The organism is Solibacillus sp. FSL R5-0449 (genome assembly GCF_037975215.1).
GTDB lineage: Bacteria > Bacillota > Bacilli > Bacillales_A > Planococcaceae > Solibacillus.
Genome location: NZ_CP150239.1, coordinates 3,488,220 through 3,509,816 on the forward strand (window position 1 = coordinate 3,488,220; position 21,597 = coordinate 3,509,816).

Below are 21,597 nucleotides of genomic sequence, written 5' to 3' on the forward strand. Positions count from 1 at the left end.
CTCACTATTGTTTACCCAATTTAAAAAATTATATCGAGAATATCGATTGCCAATAGAAATGGTAAATCGCCTATATAATCGCTCATTGTAAGAGCCTGCATAAATAATAAACTATCGTTGAAATTAGATAATGTATCGTTTTCAATCAAATTTTTCAGCACAAATTGTACAGCGACCATTAAAGCATACGGTTGCATCCCCATAAACATCGAAAGTTTGGCGAGCATCCTTTCCATTTCTACAATTTCATCGACAACTTCTGATGTAGCGCCTGCTACAGCAAGCAACGCTATATACGGATAAAATCTTTTCTTCACTTTCACACCACTATTTATAAATGACTGCCTCATCGCAACTACATATTCAGTCAATACAGGCTGAAATTCTTCATCATACAATGACAATAGCTGAGTCATTGCCTGCAGGGCATCACCGTTTTTAAATCCTTCGCTGTGCAATGCATCATAGTATTTCCGCATTGTTTCGGCAAGATTAACTGGATTACTTTGCTTCTTTGTCAGTAAAACCGCGTAGGGGATATCATCTTTTCCCGTCAGGAAGTAATGATGCTTTTTCATCTCATTATGTAAAATTTTTGCTCTTTTCGCATGTGCTTCGTCCGTTAAAAAAAGGGATGCAATGTGTAGATAGCCGCTGCTTTTAAACCCTGCGCTCAATAATGCCTTTTCATTGGACCTTACTCGGTGAAGCTCCTGTTCAGGCTGCGGATGCAATACGAAATGCCCTAACATTTTATACGTTAATACCGATTTATTTGATGGTGTAGAGAAAAACTCAAAAAATGATTGCTTCGATTTTTGACTATGTATACCTTTTACATTTTTCTCAAATAAAGGACCATTAAATGTTTCACGTGAAAATGTAAATTGTACCGCTAGCGGTATGCGGGCATTGCTTTGGACATCTGACCCGAAAAATAGCTCCATCCGCTCATTATTGTTTTTAAGTAATTGTATAAAAGCTGTTTGATCCATCAGTTCACACTCCTACTTATGATTATACGCCTAAAATTTTGAAGTAAAAAAATTTTGCTTATGTCCAATAAAAAAAGAGAATGCTGATTGTCGCAACAGCATTCCCTTTTCCACCATTATACTTGAAGCTCATCAAGCTCTTCTTTTGTGAAGGCCCGTGATCTAGATAAAAAGCGCTTCCCTTCCACGCCTTCCAATGAAAACATTCCACCGCGTCCATCGACGACATCAATAATAATCTGTGTATGCTTCCAATAATCGTATTGGTTTTTGTGCATATAAAACGGACTGCCACCAATATGACCAAGCAATATATCCTGGTTGCCGATAATTAAATCGCCATCCGGATAACACATTGGGGACGAACCATCACAGCACCCCCCGGATTGATGGAACATAATCGGTCCGTGACGTTCTTTCAACTTCTCGATTAATTGCAGTGCTGCATCGGTTGCAATAACGCGTTCAACCAAATTTCGCACCCCCTCTCTTAGAAGAAGCCTAGGCGGTTTTCATCATAGCTTACTAAAAGGTTTTTCGTTTGCTGATAGTGGCTTAACATCATTTTATGTGTTTCGCGTCCAATACCACTCATCTTGTAGCCGCCGAATGCAGCATGTGCCGGATATGCATGGTAGCAGTTTGTCCATACACGCCCTGCCTGAATACCACGGCCGAAGCGGTAAGCGGTATTCATATCACGTGTCCAAACACCTGATCCCAATCCGTATAATGTATCATTTGCGATTTCCAAAGCTTCTTCTTTCGTTTTGAATGTTGTAACAGCGACAACCGGACCGAAAATCTCCTCTTGGAAAATACGCATTTTATTGTGACCTTTAAATACAGTCGGTTTAATATAGTAGCCTTCTGCGAAGTCGCCGCCTAGATTATTTTTCTCGCCGCCGATTAAGCATTCTGCCCCTTCTTCTTTACCGATTTGTAAATAAGATTGAATTTTTTCCATTTGTTCTGATGATGCTTGAGCACCCATCATTGTATCTGTATCTAAAGGGTTACCTGTTTTAATTGCTTCTACACGCTTTAATACGCGCTCCATAAATTTCTCGTAAATTGACTCCTGAATAAGTGCACGCGAAGGACATGTACATACTTCACCTTGGTTTAAAGCGAATAATACAAAGCCTTCCACCGCTTTATCCAAAAATGCATCGTCTGCATCCATAATGTCTTCAAAGAAAATGTTCGGTGATTTACCGCCCAATTCCAGAGTAACCGGAATTAGATTTTGTGATGCATATTGCATAATAAGGCGACCTGTCGTCGTCTCACCGGTAAACGCTATTTTGCCAATGCGCGGGTTTGATGCTAACGGCTTACCTGCTTCCAGACCGAAGCCATTCACAACATTCAACACACCTGGCGGAAGTAAATCTTCAATTAGCTCAACAAGTACTAAAATGGATGCCGGTGTTTGCTCAGCCGGTTTTAATACGACACAGTTCCCTGCAGCTAATGCAGGTGCCAATTTCCAGACAGCCATCAATAACGGGAAGTTCCATGGAATAATTTGTCCAACGACACCAATCGGCTCATGGAAGTGATAGGCCACTGTATTTTCATCAATCTGACTAAGAGACCCTTCCTGTGCGCGTAAAGCACCCGCAAAATAGCGGAAGTGATCAATGCCCAAAGGTAAATCTGCATTCAATGTTTCACGTACTGCCTTACCGTTATCCCATGTTTCTGCAACGGCCAGCATTTCTAAATTCTGCTCCATACGATCTGCAATTTTAAGTAAAATATTCGAGCGCTCAGTTGCTGATGTCTTACCCCACGCATCTTTTGCTGCATGTGCTGCATCTAAAGCAAGCTCGATATCCTCTTCCGTAGAGCGCGCCACTTTGGTAAATACTTTACCCGTTACAGGAGTAATATTGTCGAAGTACTCCCCTTTTACTGGCGGTGTCCATTTACCACCGATAAAGTTGTCGTAACGCTCCTTGAAATTTACTAATGCGCCATCCGTGTTTGGATTTTGATACACTGCTGCCATTGAAATCTCTCCCCTTTGCACAAATTATGGTGACCATACCTTCTCATAAAAAGGTTATGCTGAAATCCATGCTGTAAAGCTCACTCTTCTGTGAGAGGTATCTTCATCTACTATATTGTCAGAAAAGTGGAATCATTTCAAATATTAAACTACAATTTTCTGATTATTTTATTATTCGCCACTCTGTTATACTGAAAAAAGAGAATACTATTATAAAAATGTATAAAACGGGTAAATTCCAGTAAAGATAGGTTTGTTCGCTATAGAAACAAGTGTCATTTTAAATGAAGTAATACAAAATTAAAGATATATTCATGTATACTGAAGATATTCTATTAGTAGGTGAAAAATTATGAGAATCAATAAATTTTTAGCAGAAACAGGTATCGTGTCACGTCGCGGTGCAGATAAATGGGTAGAAGACGGCCGTGTAAAAATCAATGGGGTTGTGGCGACAAACGGCAGCCAAGTTGAAACAGGCGATGAAGTATTAGTTGACGGCAAGCCTGTAAAGAGACAGGAAGAATTAGTCTATATCGTACTGAACAAGCCTGTTGGAATTACAAGTACAACGGAAAAACATATCGAAGGAAATGTCGTGGATTTTGTAAACCACCCTTTGCGTATTTTCCATATCGGACGTCTGGATAAAGATTCAGAAGGCTTACTGCTTCTTACAAATGACGGTGATATCGTCAATGAAATTTTGCGGGCAGAAAATCATCATGAAAAGGAATATGTTGTACAGGTGGACAAGCCGATTACCGATCAGTTTATCCGTGATATGAGCTCGGGTGTGGAAATTCTAGATACAACGACATTACCTTGCAAAGTAGAAAAGGTTTCCTCGAAAGTATTTAAAATTATTTTAGAGCAAGGGTTAAATCGCCAAATTCGCCGCATGTGTTCTGCTCTCGGCTATTCTGTACAGCGATTACAGCGCATTCGTATTATGAATATTCATATCGGCAATTTAAAAGTCGGACAGTGGCGTGACCTTACAGATAAAGAACGAAATGAACTGTTCCAGTTACTGAACTACACACCAAAGCAATAAGGACTTTTTATATTGTGAAGGTTCCTTTATATGCAAAGGGGGTATCATCATGCTGACAATTAAACCAACCGAAAACTTAACAGGATTAACGGTAAGTGGAGACTATTGGGATTTAGATGATATTATTCATGCAATTTATGAAGTAATCGGGGAAGAAAAGCGCTACTTTCATTATGAGGGAGTAAGACAACGCCTATTATCGTTTTGCTTAAAATTGCGCCAGGCTTCCAAAGGCGAACACCATATCGATTTTTTGCCGAATGGTGTGAATAAAGAGACGAAAAAGAAAATGAATGCCATTATTCCAGAGCGAAATATTTATTACGGGGTCAACTTTTTATTACCTGAACTTATTTTTGCAGTACTGGCATTAAATGATTTTATTTCACTTTATAAAAAGACGATAAATAATTCGGAGTGGAGCATCGCGGTGACATCGGTCCGTAAATTTCAGGCACTCGTTGCTGATGCGATTGCCTCTTTCATGACCAAGGAACATTACGTGGCATTTTTAACGAGGCTTCATACAAAATCTCCTATGTTCCATCAGTATGCAACGCAGTATGTTGATATTTTAAATTTGGAGTATTTATCATTAACCAAAGAAGAGCGTGCAGCTCATATGACATCGTTTGCTTTTCGCTTTCTGGCAGAGGATGAGACGTATAAAGTACTTGTTCAGCAGCTTTTAGGGGTGACAAGCATTTCAAAGCAATCATTCCATGAAGTGGAGCTTACATTTAAATATCCGGAAAAGGATACGATCGTTTGGTAGCCCTTGAAAGAGTCTAAATAAAAGAAGTCCGCTATTTTCGATTTGAAAGTAGCGGACTTGTTTTCATTTTATAATCCGCCTAAATAAGCGGCTCTTACTTCATCGCTTTCCTGCAGTTCTTTTGCTGAACCGGTCAGGACGATTTTGCCTGTTTCCAAAACATAGGCGCGGTGGGCAACAGATAACGCCATATGTGCGTTTTGCTCCACAAGGAGTACCGTCACACCTTCCTTGTTTACCATTTCTATAATGTTGAAGATATTTTTTACCATGAGCGGTGCAAGACCCATTGATGGCTCATCCATAATGATCAGCTTCGGCTTAGCCATTAGAGCCCGGCCCATCGCAAGCATTTGCTGTTCACCGCCTGATAACGTTCCTGAAAGCTGCTTGCGTCGTTCTAACAGACGAGGGAATAACTCAAATACATGGTTTAAATCTTTCTTTATAGCCTCTCTGTCACTTCGTAAATAGGCACCCAATTCCAGATTTTCTTCCACTGTCATATTCGAGAATACACGACGGCCTTCCGGTACATGGGAAATTCCTGCCTTCACAATGGACTGTGCCGGCTTTCCATCAATTGCCGCACCTAAATATTCAATCGAGCCGCGCTTAGGTTTCAGTAAACCTGAAATCGTTTTGAGCAATGTACTTTTCCCTGCCCCATTGGCACCGATCAGTGTGACTATTTCACCTTCTTTTACTTCGAGGGAGATTCCTTTCAATGCTTGGATATTACCATAGAAGACATCGATATCATTGATTATTAGCATATTATTCTGTAACCTCCTCACCTAAGTACGCTTCAATAACTTTCGGGTTTGAACGTATTTCATCAGGTGTCCCATCAGCAATCAATTGTCCGTGATCAAGCACGTAAATCCGTTCGCAAATCCCCATAACTAAGTTCATATCATGTTCGATCAATAAAATCGTTAAATCAAATTCTTTACGAATGAAGGCGATAAGCTCCATTAAATCGTGTGTTTCCTTTGCATTCATTCCGGCTGCAGGCTCATCCAGCAATAATAGCTTTGGTGCAGCAGCCAATGCCCGTGCGATTTCCAGACGACGCTGCATTCCGTAAGGCAAGTTTTTCGCAAGCTCATCCCGGTATACATCAAGCCCGAATATTTTCAAAAATGCCAAGGATTCCTGTTCCATTTTCTCTTCGCCACTAAAATGACTAGGTAAACGGAATATGCTCGAAACTAAATTATGTTTTGCCAAACCATGGTTTGCGACTTTTACATTATCCAGTACTGATAACTCTTTAAACAGGCGGATATTCTGGAATGTCCGGCTAATCCCTTGTCGTGTTACTTTAAATGGATCCAAGCCGCCTATTGACTTTCCATTGAATAGAATCGTGCCTTCCGTAGGTGCATATACACCCGTCAGCATATTAAACGTTGTTGTTTTCCCTGCACCATTCGGACCGATTAAACCTATCAACTCTCCTTGATTCATATGCATTTCTACATTTTGAACAGCTTTTAAACCGCCAAACTGAATACCCAGATTTTCTACTTTTAGAAGTGCACTGCTCATACGCGTGAACCTCCTTTTTTACCAAATTTTAAGTATGCTGTGATCTCTTTTGAGCCTAATAAGCCTGTTGGGCGATAAAGCATAACTAAAATTAAAATCAGTGAGTAAATAATCATCCTCGTTTCCGGGAAGTCCTGTAAATACGTAGAAACGAAAGTCAGTAAGATTGCTGCTATAACAGAACCGGATAAACTTCCCAAACCACCCAATACAACGAATATTAAAATATCAAATGATTTTAAAAACCCGAACGCAGTCGGCTGGATAATATAATAGTTGTGAGCATAGATGGCACCTGCCACTCCGGCGAAGAACGAACCGATTGCAAATGCGACAACTTTGTAATACGTTGTGTTGATTCCCATTGCGTCTGCGGCAATTTCGTCTTCCCGTATCGAGATACACGCACGACCATGGCGTGAATTCGTAAAGTTGGAGATGACGAGTATCGTAATGAATGTCGCGAAAAAGGCATATGTCCATGTAGACTGATGGGCAACTTGCAAGCCTGCTGCACCACCTACATAATCTGTATTTACAAATACAATACGGATGATTTCAGCAAACCCAAGCGTTGCAATCGCCAGGTAGTCGCCTTTTAAACGAAGCGATGGAATACCTACAAGTAATCCGGCAAGTGCTGCCACAATAGCACCGATTAAAATGGCTGTAATAAATGGCATGCCAAATTTCATTGTACAAATAGCCGATATGTAAGCTCCGACAGCCAGGAAACCTGCATGCCCTATCGAAAACTGACCTGTAACCCCGATAATGACGTGTAAACTTACCGCTAAAATAACATTGATACACATTGCGATGAACATATTTTGATAGTAGAACTGGATGACACCGTTGGAAATCATTAATTGTACAACTGCATAAATCACAAGTGCTAGGACGGCATAACCCCAAAAGATTTTCGATTTTTTCATGCTGTTCACCTACACTTTCTCGCGCGTATTTTTACCGAAAATACCCGCTGGACGTAATATTAGAATTAAAATCAGAATGACAAATGCGGCTGCATCTCGCCATAATGAATATCCGAGCGCCGAAACAACTGTTTCAACAACCCCTAGTACAAGACCGCCTACCATTGCCCCAGGAATAATGCCAATACCACCTAAAACAGCTGCAATGAAAGCTTTAATACCAGGCATAATCCCCATTAGCGGATCGATACGTGTGTAGTAAATACCAAAAATTACGCCTGCAGCTCCTGCCAATGCAGAACCAATTGCAAATGTCGCTGAAATCGTATTATCTACGTTAATGCCCATTAAGCGAGCTGCATCTGCATCATGGGAAACGGCGCGCATCGCCTTACCGATTTTTGTTTTATGAACAATGAATTGTAATAAGATCATTAAGAAAATCGAAACCGATAAAATAAAAATTGCCAGTGTACTGATCTGTGCACCGAAAATTTCAATGTTCTTCGTTGCAAATACTGTCGGATACGCCTCTGGAGAAGGACCTCTAAAGAAAATTACCGTATACTCGATTAACAGTGAGACACCGATTGCCGTAATAAGAGCTGCGATTCGGGTTGCGTTACGCAGTCGTTTATAAGCGACACGCTCTATAATTACACCGATGACAGCACATAATATCATTGCAAGAATAAGTGCTAAAAAGACATTCATTTCCCAACGTGCAATGGCATAAAAGCCGATAAAAGCACCAAGCATGAAAACGTCACCGTGGGCAAAATTGATGAGCTTAATAATTCCGTATACCATCGTATAGCCTAGTGCGATTAGAGCATAAATACTACCTAGCGAAATACCATTCACTAATTGTTGAATCCATTCCATACAGTTCACTCCTTTTTTCTCTATTAATGTATGAAAAAAAAAAGGGAGGCTAGTTCCGCCCCCCTTACTCGTAAAAAATTAAGGATTAACTTTAGAGTTGAACTGTTGTTTGCCGTCTACGAATTCTAGAACTGTTGCTGATTTTACTGGGTTGTGGTTTTCGTCAACTGTGAAAGTACCTGTTACTAAGCTTAAATCTTTCGTTGCTGCAAGCTGCTTCTGAATCGCTTCACCTGTAATGTCTCCATCTACACGTTTGATCGCATCTACGATAAAGTAAATAGAATCATAGCCTAATGCATGGAAAGCATTTGGTGATTGGCTGTACTCATCATTAAATGCTTTAACGAAGTCCTGAATTTTTGAATCCGGATCTTCAGATGAGTAGTGGTTCGTAATAAACGTATTATTTAACGCGTCAGCACCAGCTAATTCGATTAATGTTGGCGAATCCCAACCGTCAGCACCCATTAACGGAACGGTAATACCTAATTCACGGGCTTGTTTTACGATAATCCCTACTTCTTCATAGTATCCAGGGATGAAAATGAAATCAGGATTTTTCCCTTTAATGTTTGTTAATTGAGATTTAAAGTCTACGTCCTTTGCAACATACGCCTCTTCAGCGACTACTGTTCCACCATTTGCAGAAATCGTCTCTTTGAATGATGCCGCTAAACCTTTTGCATAATCTGAAGCGTTATCCGCGAAAATAGCTACGTTTTTCGCTTCTAGTTCATTAGTCGCGAAGTTTGCTGCTACCGTCCCTTGGAATGGATCGATGAAACATGTACGGAATGCATATTCATTAATTGAACCGTCATCATTTACCGTTACATTTGGCGCAGTACCTGAGCCTGTAACCATTGGAACTTTATGCTGTGCTGCAATTTGTACTGTTGCAACCGAGTTACCTGAAGTAGCCGGCGCCAACATTGCCACTACCTTTTCCTGTTCTGCCAATTTCATCGCAGCAGAAGTTGCCTCAGCTGTTTCTGATTTATTGTCGACTGGAATATACTCCAGTTTTTTACCATCTATACCGCCTGCTGCATTAATTTCTTCAATCGCTAATTTTGCACCATCATTAATCGATGATCCGTAAGAAGCTACAGCACCTGATAATTCTAAGTTTGCTCCGATTTTAATTGTGTCGCCAGCTGCATTGCCGCCGCCACCTGATCCTGAAGAACTAGAGGTATCATCACCGCATCCAGCTAATACCCCTGTTAATAATGCTGTTGCCATGAATAATGAACCATACTTTTTTGTCTTTTTGTGATTTGTCATCATCATTTCCCCCTTAGTCATACTCCAAATGTTTGATATTTCTGATAATTATAACTAATACCCTACATTCGTACAATCTAAATTTTCAATATTCAGAATAAAATTTACGAGAATAATATAAACAATTATTCCAACTTCTGTATTGTAAACGAATAGCAATTATTAGTCTAGTACGATTATTCTGTTTATTTTATGTATTCAAAATTTACAGTCTAATAGTTTCTGGTAATAAAAAAATCGCCGTTTATTTTTCCGGGATCCGAAAAACGACGATACGTTCATTTTCATTTTTTTCATGGCGTAATTTTATATCTAAATAGCATTGAAGTGACTGCTCTTGTTGCAGATAATCCATATATTCAGGAGATGGATAATATAAAATAATATCTACCAATCGGGGATTAACAAGGATTGAGTCCATAACATGTTTCATAAACTCACGAAATACATGGATTGAGAAGGGGTTAAAGAAGAAAAAGACATTATCGTGCTTCGTAATTTCATATGTTTCGGCAATGATATTCAAAAATCGGATCGGTGCTTGCTTCTTCTTTACCTTTCTTAAGTATTGTTCTGCATTATGCATGGCTTCCGTAAAAAACTTCTGATCCATTTCAATACCGATAACGGGAATATGGAAGCGATGATATATATAAATAGGAACTCGCCCTTTGCCGCATCCGATATCCAGAAAACGTGCATTATCCGGTAACTCGTAGCATTCGAATAATTGTTCAAGCCCGCTGTAAGGTGTTGGTTCATAGCGATGGTATTTTGCTAGTTTTGGAAAACCGTATTGATAACCGGTTGTTTGAATGTTTAGCATATGATCATATTGCTGTTCGTTCATTCGTTCACCTCACAAGTATATTGAAATTTTATGTTACTATAACGTTAATTTAAATTAAAGCTGTATTTTAGCTCATGTTCAAGCAGCCATTGCTTTCTCCATAAACCGCCTGCATATCCTGTAAGTTTCCCGTTTTGTCCGATAACCCGGTGGCAAGGGACAATAATACTTATCACATTTTTACTGTTTGTCATCCCAACTGCCCGAACTGCTTTTTCATTTTCAATCTTTAGAGCAATTTCTTTATAGGATGCGGTATTTCCGTAAGGAACAGTAGTTAATGCTTGCCATACTGACGTTTGAAACATTGTTCCCTGTAATTTATAAAGTACCGAAAAGTCTTTGCGCTGGCCTTTAAAATATTCATCCAGTTCTGTATAGCAGTCCAGTAAATGCTGAGGGGTATCATCAGCCGGGAGGTTGAGCATTTCTTCTCGTTCTGCAAATAATACCGATGTTATAAAATATTCGGTGCCTGTAATTTCAATAATACCTATTGGTGAAGCATAATCTAATTTATACATCGTATCCCTCCTTCTTTTCTACAAATTTACTATAGCGTAATTTCTTCATTAAAAAAAGAACCTTTAATCCGACAATGATTAAAGGTTCTTCCTATTAACAATTATGCTTTGTTTAAACCTAAAGCTTTCGTTGTTGTTTCATGTACTTCTTTAAGAAGTTCTGTATTTTCGACTAAGTTTTCACCGTAAGATGGAATCATTTCCTTAATCTTAGGCTCCCATGCTTTCATTTCTTCTGGGAAGCATTGGTTGATCACTTTTAACATAACAGATACAGCTGTAGAAGCACCTGGAGATGCACCTAATAATGCTGCAATTGAACCGTCGTGTGCAGTTACAACTTCAGTACCGAATTGTAATGTACCTTTACCAGCGTCAGTGTCTTTAATAACCTGAACACGTTGGCCAGCAACACTGATTTCCCAGTCCTCTGACTTAGCAGTAGGAATGAATTGACGTAACTCGTTCATACGTGCTTCTTTCGAAAGAACTAATTGAGAAACTAAATATTTGCTCAACGACATTTCTTTCACACCACAAGCAAGTAGTGTCATTAAGTTATGTGGTTTGATTGAAGCAAATAAATCCATATTTGAACCTGTTTTTAAGAACTTCGGAGAGAAGCCTGCAAATGGTCCGAATAATAATGATTTTTTACCATCGATATAACGAGTATCTAAGTGTGGTACAGACATCGGTGGCGCACCAACCGCTGCTTTACCGTATACTTTTGCATGGTGTTGGTTAACAACTTCTTCATTGTTACAAACTAAGAATAAACCAGAGATCGGGAATCCACCGATATGTTTTGATTCAGGGATACCAGATTTTTGTAGTAACTCAAGGCTACCACCACCAGCACCAAGGAATACAAACTTCGCAGTGTGGTATTCAACTTTGCTGTTTTCTTTGTTGTGAACTTTTACTTCCCAAGAACCATCTTTTAAACGTTTTACATCTAAAACATTATGGTTGTAGTTTACATCTACATCTTGCTTTTGTAAGTTCGAGATTAACGTACGAGTTAACGCCCCAAAGTTAACATCCGTACCAGAATCAATTTTCGTTGCAGCAATTGGTTCAGTTGATGTACGTTCGTTCATAATTAAAGGGATCCATTGTTTTAGTGTTTCAGGATCATCTGAGAATTCCATACCTTCGAATAATGGATTCGCTGTCATTGCTGCATGACGCTTTTTAAGGTACTCAACATTGCTAGCACCTTGTACCATACTCATATGTGGCAATGGCATAATGAATTCTTCCGGTTTCTCGATTTGCTTTGTGTTAACTAAGTGAGTCCAAAATTGTAGTGAATCTTGGAATTGTGTGTTAACGTTAATCGCTTTAGTAATATCGATTGTTCCGTCTTTCTTCTCGCTTGTGTAGTTAAGCTCACATAAAGCGGCATGCCCAGTTCCGGCATTGTTTAATTCGTGAGAGCTTTCTTCACCAGCTTTAGCTAAGTTCTCAAATACTTTGATCTTCCAATCCGGTGCTAATTCTTTAAGCATTGTACCTAAAGTAGCACTCATAATTCCGGCACCAATTAAGATAACGTCTGATTTGATATGCTTGTTACTCATTTTTACCTTCCCTTACATATATATTAAGATTTTTAGAATAATGTAAGCGCTCTATTCTATTATCGACAACCCTATATAGGAGACGATTCCATTGATTCTATATCATTTATTACCTTATTGTAGTGTAACACAATTGTGAAAAGATTAAAATATATACAAACTGCGACATGCCCAGCAAGTGAAAAGGTTGTCTTTTGCGAGAAAAGGTAAAACATTTTTAAGCATATTTTGTAGAAGCTCAAAAATCATTTATTTATGTTTTCTTTATTTTCCAACAACTTTTTTCTAACTATTTTGTCTATTTTAAGTTATGCTACAATGAGAAGACTATACTTTTTATTTAATGGAATTTCTATTAAGATCAACTTGAAATATCGGCAATATTTTGTAAGAATAGTAGGCATCGCTCTTTGCATAAACTATATAATAAGTACAGTTATCATAAGAAATACATGACAAATGTAAATAGTTCATAATTTAATTTAAAACTAAAATCAATCAGAGTGAGATAAGGGGGATGTTTATGAAAATATTTACGGACAGTGGTTCTGACTTACCGAAATCATTTTTTGATACTGAAGAAGTGCATCTTTTTCCGTTACGCGTATTAGTGAAAGGTGTAGAGTATGATGACATTATTGGCATCACAACTGACCAGGTATATGCGGCAATTGCTGAAGGTGAGCAACTTAAAACATCACAAGTTTCATTAGAAGTATTTATTAACGCTTTCGAAGAATTAGCAAAATCCGGAGAAGAGGGAGTTTATATTGCCTTTTCATCTGAATTGTCTGGTACTTGCCAAACAGCTATTTTGGCAAAAAATCAAGTATTGGAAAGTTATCCGGACTTGAAATTAGAAGTTATTGATACGAAATGTGCTTCTTATGGTCAAGGCTTAGTAGTAAAAGAAGCTGTACGTTTAAATAAATTTGGTATTGAATTTAATGAAGCTGTTGAAAAATTGACAGCAATGGCCAATTCAATGGAACATTTATTTACAGTAGGCGATTTAAACCACTTAGCTAAAGGCGGCCGTGTTTCAAAAGCGAGCGCATTTATGGGTGGATTGCTTAATATTAAGCCTATTTTAAATATGGATGATGGCAAGCTTGTACCAATAGAAAAAACACGTGGATTCAAAAAAGCGATTAATCGTATGACAGATATTATGAAAGAACGTGGCGGTGACTTCACGAATAAGATTGTCGGTATTTCTCATAGTAACGATGAGGAACTGATGCATGAAGTGAAAGTTGCAATTGAAGAAAAGATTCAGCCTAAAGCAATTGAAACAACAACAATCGGCTCTGTAATCGGTGCGCATGTCGGCCGCGGCACAGTCGGAATTTACTTTACAAATGATAAATAACATAAAGGCTGGCACAATTTTTGTGTCAGCCTTTTTATTTTTACCAGAAAAAGATTGATGCTAAAGCAATGCCTGTAATTGCTCCTAATGCAATGCCATAACCAAATCCTGGTGCTCCATATCCTCCACCAAATCCCCAGAATCCAATCCCATAGCCCGCTCTATCAGGCATAATCCAAACCATACGATTGTCTACTTTTGTAATTCTTCCAACATGGACATTTCCTTTATTATCATTTATTCTCACACGTTTCCCGTGATGTTTGCAGCACAAATCATACGCCTCTTGGTGACTCATAAGTTCTCCTCCTTTCTGTAAGTTTTTCTACTATATGTTCAAGCTTTTTGCACATACATGCGCATCGTCTAGTTCATACACTAAGAAAAAGGAGAATGTCATGCCTATTCTTGATACAAAATTATTATTTAAAAAAACAGAACACCGTGAACTGGCAGCCTATCCGATCATCCAATCCATTTTCCCTCGATTTCCGCCAGAGGCCGTTCAATTTGAACTTTTACAGCAAGGGTTGCTTCAACATGATGAGCTCCACTTAACACTGGATGTTTGGCAAATATCAAAAAGATTATTAGAAGAGTTGATACGTTTATGGGATGGACCTGATATACCAGTTGCGATTTTGCCGATAAAAAACGGGTTTGTGAAAAATGGTGTTGCCTATCCTTATGGTATTTGTTTGTATGTTTCACCCCGCGTCACAATAAAAGAACTTCATGCCCTGCTTACCCATGAATATCATCATATTTGCAGGCGCAGATTTTTAATAGAACCCCCTACATTGCTTGATTCATTGCTTATGGAAGGACTTGCCGAGCATGCGGTGGAAAGCTTGTATGGAGAATATGCATTAAGTTCCTGGACGAAGCGGTATTCTATGGAGGAAGTATTAAGTTATTGGGATACTCATTTCACCAAAGCTTTACATGTACCGGGTTTACATGCACATCAAGCTTTTTTATTCGGGGACACGGCATTAAATTTACCCCCTTGGATCGGATATTGTACTGGTTATCGGTTAGTTGAAGCTTTTTTACAAAAGAAAGGCCCTTATGACGTAAAACAATTGCTGTCCATGCCATCACATAGTTTGCTGGAAGGTGCAGGATGGAAAAAGGGAGTAACCGAATAATTCATTACGGCTACTCCCTTACATATTATTTTTGAACGACAGGCTCCGGATAATCAAAGCCTTTCGTGTCTACTTCAACTGTTTTCATCTTTTGATCTTCCATCGGTCTATCATTAGCTCCGCGTTCAGCAGAAACAATCTCATCGACCGTTTCCATTCCTTCAATTACCTTGCCGAATGCTGCATAGTCACCATCCAAATGTGTTGCCTGCTCCGTCATGATAAAGAATTGTGAGCCTGCCGAATCCGGATCTTGGGAACGGGCCATTGAAATTACACCACGCTCATGTGTTAATGTATTTTCAAATCCGTTTGATGTAAATTCCCCTTTAATTGCATAATCAGGACCACCCATACCTGTCCCATCCGGATCCCCGCCTTGTATCATAAAACCGGGAATGACACGGTGGAAAATCAGGCCATCATAAAATCCATCTTCCACAAGTGTGATAAAATTGGCCACTGTATTTGGAGCTGTTTTTGGTTCAAGCTCAATAACAATCTTTTCATCATTTTCCATTGTAATCGTAACAATTGGATTTTCTGCGACTTCCTCAGCATAATTCACAGTACTTTCCTGCTCTTTATTGTCCGCCGTTTCCTTACCGCATGCTGCTAAAATGGCGATTAGCATTGTAAATAAAACCATCTGATAAAACTTCTTCACTTAAATTCATCTCCTTTTCCAACATACTTCCATCATACTACGGAAGTATAAACGCAGGCATCTCCAGGAAACATCATTTTCAATAAAAAACATCTAAAACATAACCGTTGCAATGTTTTAGATGTTATAGAGAATGTTATTATTTAAATTCACTGAAAAGAGAATTAAGGTTTTAAAATAAATTTAATGCTTTGATCTTCATGGTCATGGAATTTCTTATATGCTTCACTTGCCTCAGATAATGGTACTTTATGAGTAATGATTTCTGTTGGATCAATCTTCCCTTCAGCAACCATTTCATAAAGCATCGGACTGTAATGAATTGCCGGTGCTTGTCCTGTTTTCACGGTTACATTACGTTCGAAAATATTGCCTAATGGGAACATATTATATTTTGAACCATACACACCTGTAAGCTGGATTGTACCGAATTTTCGGACAGCCTTAATTCCAACATCAATGGCACTAAGTGTTCCCCCTTGAAGTTTCAGCTTTTGCTGTGCCTTTTCTACAAGAGACATTTTCCCATCCATACCAACACAGTCAATAACTACATCGGCTCCTCCATGTGTAAGCTCATGCAGATGACTTCCTACATCGTCAAAATCATCGAAGTTGAAGATTTCAACATTATTTGTACGTTTTGCATGCTCTAAACGATAGTTTAAAGGATCCACTACCATTACACGCTTCGCACCTTTCATCCATGCAAACTTCTGAACCATTAACCCGATTGGCCCAGAACCTAATACAATAACCGTATCGCCCTTTTTAACACCTGAATGTTCCACACTCCAATAGGCTGTAGGCAATACATCAGATATAAATAGCAATGCCTCATCTTCCAGTTCACAGTTGTCAGGTACTTTAAATGGTATGAAGTTTCCGTATGGTACACGCAAATATTCTGCCTGCCCACCCGGGAAGTTACCGTAGCGCTCTGTATATCCAAAATATGCGCCGGAATCAAGTGCTGGATTTTCATTGGCATTATCACATTGACTTTCCAACTGATTTTGACAGTAGAAACACTCGCCGCAAGCAACGTTAAAAGGAATAACAACACGGTCCCCTTTTTTAACCTTTGTTACGTCAGGTCCTACTTCTTCCACAATCCCCATAGGCTCATGTCCAATTACAAAATCCTCTCGCGCCGGAACAGCTCCACGATAAATATGCAGATCCGATCCGCAAATGGCAGTTGAGGTAATGCGTACAATAATATCATCTGGCTTTTCAATTTTTGCATCCGGAACTTCTTTTACTTCTACTTTTTTGGCACCTTGATACGTTACTGCTTTCAAAAAGACCCCTCCTGGTAGATAAAGTATTAGAATTAAACTTCGTAAAGTCATTCTGTATGTATATACCCCCCAGTTAAAAAAATATACATACTATTAATGGTTGTTTGACCGATTGCCAAACATAAAAAAACTGTTTCTCAATTATTAAAGGTGTCTAACAGTTGAGGAACAGTTTAATTGGATTCGTGCTTCAATTTACGATTGCTTTACATTATTACGTTCTAAGTAAGTTGTATAATCTGTGCCTTCTTTCAGAGCTTTTTCCTCCATCGGAATGCGAACAGACAGGATAATAAAATTTAATATGGTGAAACAAATAGCTGTAAAATACGCCTGAAACATTAGTGGCAATATAGCAATTTCTAAACATACGACCAAATAGTTCGGATGACGGATAAAAGAATATGGCCCCTTTGCAACTACATTCGCTCCCGGTAAAATAATAATTTTCGTATTCCAGAAAGACCCTAGTGAAACTAGACACCATACTCTTAACATCTGCAGCAATAAAAATAAAACGAGCCAAATATAATGGGGTGTAAATTGTCCGCTGAAAAATACTACTTCAATAAGAAGGCTTACGAAAAAGCTCGTATGCAATAAAATCATGAATGGATAATGAGAAGCACCTACTTCGTATGCTCCTTTAGCAAGCATTAATTTTTCATTTCTCTTTGCAACAACCAGCTCAACTAATCTTTGAATAATTACAAAAGCTAGTACAATATAAAAAACCAGCTTACTCCCTCCATTCCAACAATACGACTTCTCCACTAAAGCCAGGCCCTAGTGCAACTAATAGTCCTAGAGTATCCGCTCTTTTTTCATTTAACATAAATTGCTCCAAAACATACAGAACTGTCGGAGAAGACATATTTCCATTTTTCTGTAATATTTCACGTGAAACATCTGTGTGTTCCGTTGTTAAATTCAACGTTTCCTCGTAAGCTTGTAACACTTTTTTCCCCCCGGGATGTGCTACAAAATTTACAATTTGTTCTGGTGAAACATCGTGCTTATTTAAAAATTCATGAATAAACGGCCCAAGCCACTTAGAAATAATGACCGGAATGCTCTTTGAAAATACAACATGCAAACCGCTATTTTTTACATCCCAACCCATTACATCTTCAGAGTCCGGCATCCACTTTGAGCCACGTCCTTTAATATATGGAATTGGTCCATTCTGCTCTAGCTCGACATCATCGCCGCATACAAGGGCACAAGCCGCTCCATCAGCAAATAAGGAAGTACCAACGAGGTTACTTTTAGAATAATCATCTTTCTGGAATGTAAGACTGCATAGTTCAACACAGACGACAAGCACCTTGGCGTCCGGATGTGCTTTACAATAGTCATACGCCCTGCTAATACCTGCCGCTCCCCCTGCACAGCCAAGCCCCCATATCGGAATTCTGACCACTTCATTGGAAAAAGGGAGTACATTCATAACACGGGCATCAATACTTGGCGTTGATATGCCTGTACTACTGATGAAAATAATGGCATCAATATCTTCTGTAGATAGGTCCTGTTGTAAAAAGGAACGGTTTGATAAACATTTTTTTATAACTTCGACACTGTATTCGGTAGCCAGTTTTATATAAAGCTCATTGCGTTCTTCAAATGTATGTACTTCACGGTACCATTCAGGTGAAACACATAAATTCCGTGTTTTTATTTCACCATTCTCAAAAACTTTCAATAATCGTTCTAACTTCGGAATTTTATGTTGGAAAAGCTCTTTCGTCAATTGCTCAATATTTGTCTGAGCTAATGTGAAAGGCGGTGTATGAGTACTAACTGAAGCAATTTTTGGAATAGTAATTTCTCCTTATACGAGTTATTTTATTTCAATGTATTGATAAAGTCATAAAAATATACAGATATAGATGGAAATTTTAAGGCTTGTCCATGAATAATAGCACTATCCATTAAGTGGATGGTGCTATTATCTTTTTATTAACATAAGTCACAACGATTGAAGAATGACTTACCAGCCTCTTCGTTTTGAACAACCACATCCGCCAGTATTCGGTCTAAACGGTGTTCCACACATCGTATTAGTTTCGAAACACTCATTCACAACAGATTGTGTATGAGGGAAATAGTGTTGGTTGTTAATATAATGTTGGTTGACTGTAGTTAAGTGGGACGGATGCACATGTGGCACCACCGTGTTTGATACATTTCTTTGAACATATTGTCTCGTTGGTGATATTTGCGGTGATGCGTATTGTGTTGGTGATGTTTGCGTTGGCAATTGCTGAGCATTATTGTAAAACGATTGACCTCTTTCATCATTAAATGAATTAAACCAGTTTCTATTAGTCAATTTTATCCTCCTTCCTTCATGTTGTTGTATCTCTACTAACTTATGAAGGGAATTCGGAATAACCTATTTACTTGCCTATTGTTAAAAAAAAAATTTTAAGAATATGCATTAATATGCAAAAGAGGGAAGTAAAATCGGAAAAATAATTTCTAGTAAAAACCTATTGAATCTTTTGTGATAATGGTGTGTAAAGTTTTTCCCATATTTCTTTTACACCGGCAGAGGCATGTCCCTTTGCATAATGGATATGTTCATTTTCCGATAATGCTAATATAGCATCACATGCATTTCCAACAGCAATTGCTGGATAACCGAGCTGGAAAAGACTGAGATCATTTTCTGAATCCCCGGCTACAACAACCTCTCCATTATATTGACATTTATTAAGTACATATTTAAGAGCAGCACCTTTATTAATATTTGCAGGCAGGATATCTACATCCCTTTCACTGCTGAAAATAAGGTCAACTGCTAAATCATTTTGCTTGATTGCTTGGTTAAGTATTTGAACTTGCATTTTACTTGCAAAATAGGCCAGTCGCCAAGGTGTGTCTATTGGCTGTCTGGCAATGTCTATGGATTTAGCTATCGTTTTAACCTGTTCAAAGTCTTCCTGCTTAATGTTGCCTGCCCATTCCTGATCAAGCTCATATGTGGGACCAAGGTAAATCGAAGCTCCAACATCACATATTAAAATGTCCGGTTTAGGCAGTTGTTCACGTTCGATTAAATCAATCGCGGACTGTTTATATCTTCCTGTAATATATATAAGAGATGTATTTTCAAGAGCCAGCGTGTCCCACAGTTCAGTATGCGGAATCTTATCACTAACAATCGTATTATCTAAATCTGTTGCTAAAACACGAGGTTTAAGGTAAGGAAATGTAAGCATTTTTTCGTTCATACAGCTCCTTTACTTTGCGGGAAATAAGAGACCAGTTAAATTCTTTTAGTGCATATTGTTTTGCATCACGACGCATTTTTAATAGTTTAGGTGAGTTCTTTAAGAAATACGCCATGCTGTCGCTTATTTTTTGCACATCTGCTTTAGGTATGTGAAGACCTGTCACCCCGGATTTAATGACATTTTTCAGTCCACCTACATGGGTCGCAATTACAGGACAACCACAAGCCTGCGCTTCTGCTGCTACCATACCAAACGATTCATAATGTGAAGGCATAATAGTGGCTAATGCACCGGCATAAAGATTTTTTAACTGTTTTTCATTTTTGGGGCCAAGGAATAATACACGATCTTCCATTCCTTTAATCGCTTCTTTTAGCGGTTCGCTTTTTGGGCGATAGTTTTTTACATCTACCGTTTCCCCACAGCCACCTGCAATTAGTAACTTCACGTTTTGAGGAACTTCCTCCGTTTCCAGCATATGTCTGAAACCTTTTAAAAGATCAAAAATCCCTTTTGATGTTTCTAAACGGCCGGCATAAAAATAGTACGGAAATGCAAACTGTTCCTCTTCTTCAGTAGAAGCCAGATACACTGGTGAAACTCCTACGGGTACAACTGAAACTGTACTTTTTTTCTTTGTAAAAACTTCGATCTGTTGCTTCTCATTTGGCGTAGTAGCAATTACTACATCAGCTTGTTCCATGATCAGCTTTTCAAAGTGCTTACGCTTATTTTCTATAAAGCCTGTACCTTGCTCTTTTGCAATTGCAAGGGAGTGGTTTGTGTGACACCAGAAGAATGAATATTCCTTCTGCAGATTATATGCAAGTACTCCTGATAGCCAGTAATGAGTATGAATAACGTCATAACTGCTAATATCCAGGGTTTCTGTCATTTCTTCGTATAAACGAGGAAGTAAAGTAAACATCTGTCGCTTATCAACAAAGCCTTTATGACCACCTGCAAAACGGTATACTTTACTGTGCTCACCCAACTGTTCGACAGCCGGTTTTTGTTCATCGCTCCAATGTGTAACAATATCCACACTGTAGCCAAGTCCATCAAGCTGTAGGGCCAGATGTTTTACATAGTTGTTTTGTCCACCTGCTTGTTTACTTCCAAGCGGAATTAAAGGGTCGCCATGATCAGAAATAAATAATATCTTTCTCAAATGAAATCTCATCCTTTCGTTCTTAAGCAGCGAATCATAGCTGTAAAACTTTACTGCTGTCTTGCTGATTTTAATGAAATGATGGTAACTTTTCATAAATTACTCTTCATTAGCTAGGTAGTATTTATAACTTCTTAAGCTGTCCTTTATTCTCGATAAATTCAAACATCCTCACACTACCTAGCAAATAATAGAAGAGAGATTAAGGACGTTGAATTTTAC

23 protein-coding genes are annotated in these 21,597 nt (G+C 38.6%); 4 read left to right on the top strand and 19 right to left on the bottom strand.

The window, feature by feature from the left end; all coding sequences use genetic code 11:
* Window positions 1–20: 20 nt before the first annotated feature.
* The 3 genes from MKY27_RS17500 to adh all read right to left on the bottom strand — a co-directional run bounded on the left by MKY27_RS17500 (window position 21) and on the right by adh (window position 3,012).
* The gene (locus MKY27_RS17500) at window positions 21–995 is read right to left on the bottom strand and encodes a DUF4003 family protein (protein ID WP_339196609.1); all 975 of its coding nucleotides are present in this window, start codon (window positions 993–995) and stop codon (window positions 21–23) included.
* A gap of 116 nt (window positions 996–1,111) precedes the next feature.
* Complete coding sequence (locus MKY27_RS17505) at window positions 1,112–1,468, bottom strand: DUF779 domain-containing protein (RefSeq protein WP_339196611.1); 357 nt, start codon at window positions 1,466–1,468, stop codon at window positions 1,112–1,114.
* A 17-nt stretch (window positions 1,469–1,485) separates the two neighbouring features.
* Window positions 1,486–3,012: an aldehyde dehydrogenase gene (gene adh, locus MKY27_RS17510; protein ID WP_339196614.1), complete on the bottom strand. Its 1,527-nt coding sequence runs from the start codon at window positions 3,010–3,012 to the stop codon at window positions 1,486–1,488.
* Between the two features lie 352 nt (window positions 3,013–3,364).
* Here adh and rluF point away from each other — a divergent pair, with 352 nt between their 5' ends.
* Both rluF and MKY27_RS17520 read left to right on the top strand, forming a co-directional pair.
* Window positions 3,365–4,069 (top strand): 23S rRNA pseudouridine(2604) synthase RluF, encoded by a 705-nt coding sequence (rluF, locus tag MKY27_RS17515; RefSeq protein WP_339196617.1) that lies wholly within the window; start codon window positions 3,365–3,367, stop codon window positions 4,067–4,069.
* Window positions 4,070–4,118: 49 nt separating this feature from the next.
* Window positions 4,119–4,844 carry a hypothetical protein gene (locus MKY27_RS17520; protein WP_339196620.1) on the top strand — a complete coding sequence of 242 codons (726 nt, stop codon included), beginning with the start codon at window positions 4,119–4,121 and terminating at the stop codon, window positions 4,842–4,844.
* Between the two features lie 68 nt (window positions 4,845–4,912).
* Here MKY27_RS17520 and MKY27_RS17525 read toward each other — a convergent pair whose 3' ends face one another.
* The 8 genes from MKY27_RS17525 to mqo form a co-directional block, all read right to left on the bottom strand.
* Complete coding sequence (locus MKY27_RS17525; RefSeq protein ID WP_339174485.1) at window positions 4,913–5,620, bottom strand: ABC transporter ATP-binding protein; 708 nt, start codon at window positions 5,618–5,620, stop codon at window positions 4,913–4,915.
* A 1-nt stretch (window position 5,621) separates the two neighbouring features.
* Window positions 5,622–6,398, bottom strand: coding sequence for an ABC transporter ATP-binding protein (locus MKY27_RS17530; RefSeq protein ID WP_339196622.1), 777 nt, complete (start codon window positions 6,396–6,398; stop codon window positions 5,622–5,624).
* Window positions 6,395–7,333 carry a branched-chain amino acid ABC transporter permease gene (locus MKY27_RS17535; RefSeq protein ID WP_339174489.1) on the bottom strand — a complete coding sequence of 313 codons (939 nt, stop codon included), beginning with the start codon at window positions 7,331–7,333 and terminating at the stop codon, window positions 6,395–6,397. Before MKY27_RS17535 ends, MKY27_RS17530 begins: the two co-directional genes overlap by 4 nt.
* Before the next feature lie 9 nt (window positions 7,334–7,342).
* Window positions 7,343–8,218, bottom strand: coding sequence for a branched-chain amino acid ABC transporter permease (locus MKY27_RS17540; RefSeq protein WP_339174490.1), 876 nt, complete (start codon window positions 8,216–8,218; stop codon window positions 7,343–7,345).
* 78 nt (window positions 8,219–8,296) lie between these two features.
* Complete coding sequence (locus tag MKY27_RS17545) at window positions 8,297–9,508, bottom strand: ABC transporter substrate-binding protein (protein WP_339174491.1); 1,212 nt, start codon at window positions 9,506–9,508, stop codon at window positions 8,297–8,299.
* Between the two features lie 244 nt (window positions 9,509–9,752).
* A complete protein-coding gene (locus MKY27_RS17550; RefSeq protein WP_339196624.1) occupies window positions 9,753–10,358 on the bottom strand; it encodes a class I SAM-dependent methyltransferase in 606 nt (201 codons plus the stop codon).
* 44 nt (window positions 10,359–10,402) lie between these two features.
* Window positions 10,403–10,882 carry a methylated-DNA--[protein]-cysteine S-methyltransferase gene (locus MKY27_RS17555; protein ID WP_339196627.1) on the bottom strand — a complete coding sequence of 160 codons (480 nt, stop codon included), beginning with the start codon at window positions 10,880–10,882 and terminating at the stop codon, window positions 10,403–10,405.
* Window positions 10,883–10,983: 101 nt separating this feature from the next.
* Window positions 10,984–12,468, bottom strand: a complete 1,485-nt coding sequence (gene mqo / locus MKY27_RS17560) for a malate dehydrogenase (quinone) (protein WP_339196630.1) — start codon at window positions 12,466–12,468, stop codon at window positions 10,984–10,986.
* Between the two features lie 523 nt (window positions 12,469–12,991).
* Between mqo and MKY27_RS17565 the strand changes: the two genes are divergently transcribed.
* Window positions 12,992–13,840, top strand: a complete 849-nt coding sequence (locus MKY27_RS17565; RefSeq protein WP_339196633.1) for a DegV family protein — start codon at window positions 12,992–12,994, stop codon at window positions 13,838–13,840.
* Between the two features lie 40 nt (window positions 13,841–13,880).
* Here MKY27_RS17565 and MKY27_RS17570 read toward each other — a convergent pair whose 3' ends face one another.
* Complete coding sequence (locus MKY27_RS17570) at window positions 13,881–14,138, bottom strand: hypothetical protein (protein ID WP_339174498.1); 258 nt, start codon at window positions 14,136–14,138, stop codon at window positions 13,881–13,883.
* Window positions 14,139–14,238: 100 nt separating this feature from the next.
* Here MKY27_RS17570 and MKY27_RS17575 point away from each other — a divergent pair, with 100 nt between their 5' ends.
* Window positions 14,239–14,991, top strand: coding sequence for a DUF2268 domain-containing putative Zn-dependent protease (locus MKY27_RS17575; RefSeq protein ID WP_339174500.1), 753 nt, complete (start codon window positions 14,239–14,241; stop codon window positions 14,989–14,991).
* 25 nt (window positions 14,992–15,016) lie between these two features.
* Here the strand turns inward: MKY27_RS17575 and MKY27_RS17580 are convergent, their stop codons facing one another.
* From MKY27_RS17580 to MKY27_RS17610, 7 genes are all read right to left on the bottom strand, one after another.
* Window positions 15,017–15,658, bottom strand: a complete 642-nt coding sequence (locus MKY27_RS17580) for a peptidylprolyl isomerase (protein WP_339196636.1) — start codon at window positions 15,656–15,658, stop codon at window positions 15,017–15,019.
* A 164-nt stretch (window positions 15,659–15,822) separates the two neighbouring features.
* Window positions 15,823–16,962 (bottom strand): zinc-dependent alcohol dehydrogenase, encoded by a 1,140-nt coding sequence (locus tag MKY27_RS17585; RefSeq protein ID WP_339174503.1) that lies wholly within the window; start codon window positions 16,960–16,962, stop codon window positions 15,823–15,825.
* A 195-nt stretch (window positions 16,963–17,157) separates the two neighbouring features.
* Window positions 17,158–17,619, bottom strand: a complete 462-nt coding sequence (locus tag MKY27_RS17590; RefSeq protein ID WP_339196637.1) for an isoprenylcysteine carboxylmethyltransferase family protein — start codon at window positions 17,617–17,619, stop codon at window positions 17,158–17,160.
* A gap of 82 nt (window positions 17,620–17,701) precedes the next feature.
* Window positions 17,702–18,715 (bottom strand): 3-oxoacyl-[acyl-carrier-protein] synthase III C-terminal domain-containing protein, encoded by a 1,014-nt coding sequence (locus tag MKY27_RS17595; protein WP_339196639.1) that lies wholly within the window; start codon window positions 18,713–18,715, stop codon window positions 17,702–17,704.
* A 240-nt stretch (window positions 18,716–18,955) separates the two neighbouring features.
* On the bottom strand, window positions 18,956–19,183 hold the full coding sequence (locus MKY27_RS17600) for a CotD family spore coat protein (RefSeq protein ID WP_339199776.1): 228 nt from the start codon (window positions 19,181–19,183) through the stop codon (window positions 18,956–18,958).
* Between the two features lie 274 nt (window positions 19,184–19,457).
* On the bottom strand, window positions 19,458–20,201 hold the full coding sequence (locus MKY27_RS17605; protein WP_339196641.1) for an HAD-IIB family hydrolase: 744 nt from the start codon (window positions 20,199–20,201) through the stop codon (window positions 19,458–19,460).
* Window positions 20,167–21,375 carry a glycosyltransferase gene (locus tag MKY27_RS17610; RefSeq protein WP_339196643.1) on the bottom strand — a complete coding sequence of 403 codons (1,209 nt, stop codon included), beginning with the start codon at window positions 21,373–21,375 and terminating at the stop codon, window positions 20,167–20,169. The genes MKY27_RS17605 and MKY27_RS17610 overlap by 35 nt, the downstream gene beginning before the upstream one ends.
* Between the last annotated feature and the right edge of the window lie 222 nt (window positions 21,376–21,597).